Source organism: uncultured Turicibacter sp. (assembly GCF_938044715.1).
GTDB classification, from domain to species: domain Bacteria; phylum Bacillota_I; class Bacilli_A; order MOL361; family Turicibacteraceae; genus Turicibacter; species Turicibacter sanguinis.
This window is the reverse complement of sequence record NZ_CALIOS010000123.1, coordinates 1-6,163: the sequence shown is the minus strand read 5'-3', so window position 1 is coordinate 6,163 and position 6,163 is coordinate 1. Positions and strand designations below refer to the sequence as shown.

4 protein-coding genes, 1 pseudogene and 1 riboswitch are annotated in these 6,163 nt (G+C 37.5%); of the genes and pseudogenes, 3 read left to right on the top strand and 2 right to left on the bottom strand.

Annotation, left to right across the window (positions count from 1 at the left end):
* A pseudogene (locus QWC74_RS11965) lies at positions 1-317 on the top strand (polysaccharide deacetylase); the annotation flags it as partial.
* A 766-nt stretch (positions 318-1,083) separates the two neighbouring features.
* On the opposite strand, the gene QWC74_RS11960 reads toward QWC74_RS11965, so the two are convergent.
* Together QWC74_RS11960 and QWC74_RS11955 are read right to left on the bottom strand one after the other, a co-directional pair.
* Positions 1,084-1,236 (bottom strand): hypothetical protein, encoded by a 153-nt coding sequence (locus tag QWC74_RS11960; RefSeq protein ID WP_006783446.1) that lies wholly within the window; start codon positions 1,234-1,236, stop codon positions 1,084-1,086.
* A 423-nt stretch (positions 1,237-1,659) separates the two neighbouring features.
* Complete coding sequence (locus QWC74_RS11955; RefSeq protein WP_006783445.1) at positions 1,660-3,267, bottom strand: Na+/H+ antiporter NhaC family protein; 1,608 nt, start codon at positions 3,265-3,267, stop codon at positions 1,660-1,662.
* Positions 3,268-3,424: 157 nt separating this feature from the next.
* A riboswitch (Lysine riboswitch) is annotated at positions 3,425-3,597 on the bottom strand.
* A gap of 252 nt (positions 3,598-3,849) precedes the next feature.
* Here QWC74_RS11955 and rlmD point away from each other — a divergent pair.
* Both rlmD and QWC74_RS11945 read left to right on the top strand, forming a co-directional pair.
* Positions 3,850-5,256 carry a 23S rRNA (uracil(1939)-C(5))-methyltransferase RlmD gene (gene rlmD / locus QWC74_RS11950; RefSeq protein ID WP_006783444.1) on the top strand — a complete coding sequence of 469 codons (1,407 nt, stop codon included), beginning with the start codon at positions 3,850-3,852 and terminating at the stop codon, positions 5,254-5,256.
* A gap of 425 nt (positions 5,257-5,681) precedes the next feature.
* Positions 5,682-6,163, top strand: a 482-nt coding sequence (locus QWC74_RS11945; protein WP_288994107.1) for a helix-turn-helix transcriptional regulator, incomplete at its 3' end; no start/stop codon positions are given.

Sequence of the window (6,163 nt, the reverse complement as noted above, 5' to 3'; positions counted from 1 at the left end):
TGGTGCGCTTTTTAAGACCACCCGAAGGGCATTTTAATCAACAAGTTCTAGATTGGTCAAAAGAGCGTGGATACTATAATCTATTCTGGTCTTTAGCCTATATGGATTGGCACGTCGATCAACAACGTGGTTGGCAGTATGCCTATGATCAGATTTTGGCTCGCATTCATCCCGGTGCGATTATTTTAATGCACAGTATTTCAAAGGACAACGCAGAATGCCTTGATCGCCTAATTCCAAAACTCCGAGAAGAAGGATATGAGTTTAGATCTGTGCAATATTTATTGACACGTGATATGCCTGAACCTATTGAATAAAAAACCGAAAAAACACAAAAAAGACATACTCTTTTCATTATTCGTACATAAATATATGTCATAATATAAACGGATGAAAATGATAAAAAATTTTCTCCCCCTTTGATTTTCTTATTCATTATGTTTTCTCACTCCCTAAACGGTCTGTGTTCCCCCACAGGCCGTTTATTTGTTAGCCCAACTATTTTCGTTTTACGAAAATTAGTTGGACTATACTCCGCCTTTGGCGGAGTTATCCATGCAAGTGCCACGATAGACGAGAGTCTATCGTATTTTTATAGAAAATATATTTTTTAGTAGACTGAAAGGCGGAGTTATCCATGCAAGTGCTGAGATAGACGTGAGTCTATCTCTTTTTTTATAGAAGGTGTAGATTTTAGCAGAATGATGGATTAGCGCTACTATGTTAGCTGTTCTTCCTAAACGAAGTGAAGGATAGAACAACTATACACCTGTGGTGTACTCGGCGTCAGGCCGAGTTATCCTAACAAGGGGGACCCCATCCACGAAGTGGTTTTCTCCACTAATGGGGTGCCAAATACCATAGGTGTGAGCCCATTCCCTAGTAGTGGAGGATAAGATTGCTAGTAGCAATCGCTAGGTGACCCATTCCCTAGTAGCGGAGGGGAAGATTGCTAGTCCCAATCGCTAGGTAACCCATTGCCTAGTAGCGGAGGATAAGATGCTAGGTGACCCATCTCATTTTTATAAAAGAATTTTATTATTTAACATAAAAAGGTCCCGCTTCTATTGGGACCTTTTTATGTTAAAACATATCGGTGTGAGCCCCGACTTCGACGGCAAGTTCAAGAGCAGAAATGAGTTTTTCAGCTTCGGTATGACCGGGTGCGATTTCGAGTAATTCTTCGACTAGATTGTATTGACTTTCGGTAAGTTGGAAAGTTTTTGTTTTTTCCATGAAGAGTCTCTCCTTTTATTCGAAATACTATTAGTATAGGTAATTTGTTTCCTATTATACTTTATTAGTTATTTTAAAATTTATGACGATTTTCGTTGAATTTTAAAGTTTATCATTGTGATGATAAAGCCCTCAGTTTCCTCTTCAGATTTTGCAACATCTGAAACATTAAATCCTATAAAAGGAAGAAAATAAAATTTTAAAAAAGTTTGTTTATTTTGTTTAAGATTTGAAAAGTGTTCCCATAATGTACTTGTATGAGACGTAACTCTCCCCCTATGTTATGTTTAGTACAAGATGATAAATCTTTTCTCCAATTCTCAACCTCTCTTAGAAATATAATAAAAAGGAGTCATTGAATCAGTTTCCCCCCTGTTCATTGACTCCTTTTAAATTTATGTCATATTCTCCCGTTTTGATTTCTTATTCATTTGGCATTAAGTGTAGGTTTTCAACTTTCTTAACGTTTTGACGTCGAGCATAGAAAATTACCAAAGCAAATCCTAAAGCCATGACGATGTAAGACGTCATTAAAGTCCCTGTCACCCCAAACGCCATATAGCCTAAGGCAGCGATACCTGCTGATAATAGAGCGTAAGGGAGTTGGGAGTTGAAGTGAGCTCCGAGGTCACAACCTGACCCAGTGGCTGATAGAAGGGTTGTATCTGAAATCGGTGACGCGTGATCTCCAAAAATTGCACCCGATAAGACAGCAGCCATAACCGGTATCATCAGATTTAAGTCGATGGCTGCGGCAACACTTCCCGCAATTGGAAGTAAGATTCCGAATGATCCCCAAGATGTTCCGGTTGAGAAAGCCATAAAACTTGCGACTATAAACATGACAACTGGAATAAAGTTTGGATTAATATTGGTGCTTGTAATCACTGAAGCTAAATAGCCTCCAGCATCTAAGGCTCCAACTAGTTCACAAATCGCCCAAGCTAATAATAAAATTCCAATCGCTCCAAACATAGAGCGAGCTCCTATCATAAAAGCTTTTAAAAAATCAGGTAGTGTGACTTCTTTGTTTAAAACATGACGATAAGCCAGTCCCATTGAAACGATTAATCCAGCCATTCCTCCATAACGAAGTGCTTTAGAGAGAGCGATGTTGTCAAGGACGGTGAAGAAGAAGTTAAACTCAGGATCAGTGACTGATTGTGCCCCTTGAATTCCGGTGATAGCCATCGTTCCAACCGTGACAATAATTAAGGTTAGAATAGGAAGAATTAAGTCCCAAATCGTTCCTTTTGAAGATTCAACATCTTTTTCATGAGGATTCGATAGTTCGCTGCCTACAATTGAGCTGTCGCTTCCTTGTAACGTGTCGGCTTCGTATTTTTTCATTAATCCAAGATTTAAGTTAAAGCGAATGACAACGAAGACCATGATGAGGGTTGTGATGACATAAAAATGATAAGGAATGGTCATTAAGAAGGCTGAGAAGGCACTGTAAGAAATGCCTGCTCCTGCTAAGATGACAGCCATAGAACCCATGATTCCAGTTGCCCAACTTGAAATGGGGGAAATGACACAAATAGGTGCTGACGTTGAATCAACGATATAAGCGAGACGAGCTCGCGATACTTTTTGTGCTTCGGCTAATGGTTTTGAGACATTTCCAACGACTAAAGCGTTGAAGTAGTCATCAACAAAAATCAGAATTCCTAAAATAGCAGCGGTATATTGTACCCCTTCGCGTGTTTGAACGCGACGAATAATGGCTTTTGTAAAAGCAGTGGCCCCTCCTGATAAGACGATATAGCCTGTAATAATACCTAGGGCGATTAAAAAGAAGATGATGGACATATTCCACTCATTTAAGAATCCGTAAAGTCCATCCTCTTCAATGACTAGAGAACTAAAAGTGATGAGTAGGGTTGAGATGGTATCTCCGATGCTAAATGCTGATAAAATTAAAGCAGCACAGATGACACCGACTCCTAGTGATAAGATAACGCGACGTGTGATGATAACCAAAAGAATTGTGAGGATTGCCGGAATTAAGGCATAGATGGTTCCAACCATTTTCATTCTCTCCTTTTATATTGAACTTTGATTGAATCATCTCGTCCGGCTCTGAAAGTTATAAAAAAAAGAGCAATGCAGAGTTAAACTCATACATTGCTCAATAATGGGGTAGCTAAAAAAAGATCCCTTAGTGATACACGTATTATTTAACTCTCCGATCATTAGTTCTCCACTACCATAGGCAGTGACAGTGTTAGACTTCTTCAATCTAACCCCAGCAAAAAATAGCGGACACTATTTTCACTTCGGCATGGATACCTTTTAGAATTTGTCTTAGACGTCACTCTCGAAATTCCTACTCTTTAGCCATGCACCTCTAACTCATCAAAGAGAACAGAGACGTATTCAATTATCCCTATTGTAGCATCTTTTATTGTAGAGTCAATATGAATTGTTATAAATAAGTAAAAATGGTATAAAATTACGTATCATTGCAACATAATAAATGAAAGATCATCATCTCAGTGTATTTATTGCGAATAAGAGAGGATTTTGTCAACTATCTGCGAATAAGATATGTAAAATAATCACGAATGTGGTAAGATAAAGGGTAGCTTAAAAGCATTGGAGGTTTTTTTTATGAATATGTCACCTTTAAAGGTTGGTCAAGAATTTTTAGTGACGATTAAACGCATCGGGATTAACGGTGAGGGAATCGGTTATTATAAAAAACAAGCGGTGTTCATCCCAGGAACATTAGTTGGGGAAGAAGTTGTGGCAACTTGTACACGTGTAGCAGGTGGTTATGCAGAAGCAGAATTAGTACGCGTTAAGAAAAAATCAAGACATCGTTGTCAACCAGCTTGTGAGGTTTATGGACAATGCGGTGGATGTCAATTACAACATATGACCTACCCGGAACAATTGCGTATTAAACGCGATGCCATTTGGCAAGCGGTTGAACGTTACACCAATTTAGATCCTGAAGAATTAGATATCCGTCCAACGATGGGAATGGATAATCCATATAATTATCGTAACCGTGCTCAAATGCCAGTTGGGTATGATGAAGATGGTGTGATGGTCGGATTCTATAGCATGAACTCACGAGAGTTAGTAAATGTCACAGATTGTGAGGTTCAATACGAAGAAATCAACAAAGTCGTGAATCACGCGGTTGATTTATTAGATGATTATAAAGTTTTTGCGTATGCACCCAAAACGAAAAAAGGAACAGCTCGTCACATTGTCGTTCGTCGTGGATATCGAACAGGTGAGATTCAAGTGACGTTTGTATTAGCGAATAAAGACTTCAAGAAGATGTATTCTTTAGCGCTTGATTTAATGAAGTATTGTCCTGAAGTGAAGTCAGTTTATGTCAACTATAATTCTGATGACACGCATGAAATCTTTGGACCAGATATGATTAAAGTAGCGGGAGAAGATTTCATTACAGATCGTTTAGGTAAATTTAAATTTAATTTATCACCACGCGCTTTCTATCAATTAAATCCAGAACAAACAGTGAAGTTATATAATCAAGTGAAGTATGCTGCTTCTTTAACAGGAACTGAAAAAGTGGTAGATGCTTACTGTGGAGTTGGAACGATTGGTCAATGGGTGGCTGATCAGGCAAGTGAAGTACGTGGGGTGGATATTACTCGTGCGGCTATCATTGATGCGAAAGCAAATGCAAAATTAAATAACATTGATAATACGTATTATGCGGTTGGTAAAGCAGAGTCAATCGTGCCAAAATGGGCAAATGAAGGATTCAAACCAGATGTGGTTATCGTCGATCCACCTCGTACGGGAATGGGGCCTGAGTTAATTGAGATGTTAAAACGTGTCCAACCAAAACGTATTGTCTACGTATCATGTAATCCATCAACGTTAGCTAAAAACTTAAAAGAGTTAACAAAAAAATACCGAGTAGATTATATTCAACCGATTGATATGTTCCCTCAAACATCTCATGTTGAAGCGGTTGTTCGTTTAACTCGTATGGATAAATCAGAAAAAGTAAAAAAAGATTCACGTCGTTAATTTAGGAGACTGAATCGACATCATAAATTTTATCTTAAGCGTCATAAAAGATAATTTTATAAGGTTAAAGGCATAGACCTTGCGACTAGAATTAAAGTCAAGAAGATTACTTAAATTGTAATGTTCTTGACTTTTTTTGTTGTTAGATGATTTAGATGAGTGAAATTTAAATGCATAAAATGACAGGTTTAGAAGAGATGAATCATGAATTAGAATATTTAAGAGGATGAGAAGTTTATTTTCTATCATTAAAACCAAGAAAAATGATGTTTTTTGTTGTAAAATAGGGTTAGGTTATATCTATCATTTAAAATAAGTTTTTCATACTTGGAAAATTTTTAGTGATACTCGTGGAGTTGAGAATAGATACTTATAGGATGTCTTAGTCTCAAAAAGACTTAAATTCTCAGGATGATTTAGATTGGATGGAGTTGAAGCAATTGTTTTTAGAAGTATCAGAAAAAATCAAATGGTGTCGACGTCAATATCATATTAAGCAAGAGGCTTTTCAGGCGTATGGTATTTCTCGTAGTTATATTAGTATGGCAGAAAATGGACGCCGCATTATTCCTAATGAAACAGTTGAGTTGATTTATAGCATTCTTTTGGAGTTATCAGATGGGGCTTTACAAGAAGAGTTTACACTAGAATCATTTAAAAAATCGGCCGTTGAACAGGCAAAGGATTGGGTGTCTGAGCGCTGTCGATTGGAAACCTTATCAACTGAATATGAAAAATTTAAAAAAGTCGTGGCACAGTATGAACTATATGAAGAAGGCCTAAAGTTAGAAGAATTAATTGCCGTTGATTATCAACAAAAAAGTCAATGGATTGAATCGAATCAACACTTTTCGTTGGCGATTTCCTACGCTTCTTTAAGTCATCAAAATCCAACGTCATTGTACCG

Excerpts from the sequence above, each read along its gene's own strand:
- QWC74_RS11960 (WP_006783446.1), bottom strand. The coding sequence starts at position 1,236 with ATGGAAAAAACAAAAACTTTCCAACTTACCGAAAGTCAATACAATCTA.
- QWC74_RS11955 (WP_006783445.1), bottom strand. The coding sequence starts at position 3,267 with ATGGTTGGAACCATCTATGCCTTAATTCCGGCAATCCTCACAATTCTT.
- rlmD (WP_006783444.1), top strand. The coding sequence starts at position 3,850 with ATGAATATGTCACCTTTAAAGGTTGGTCAAGAATTTTTAGTGACGATT.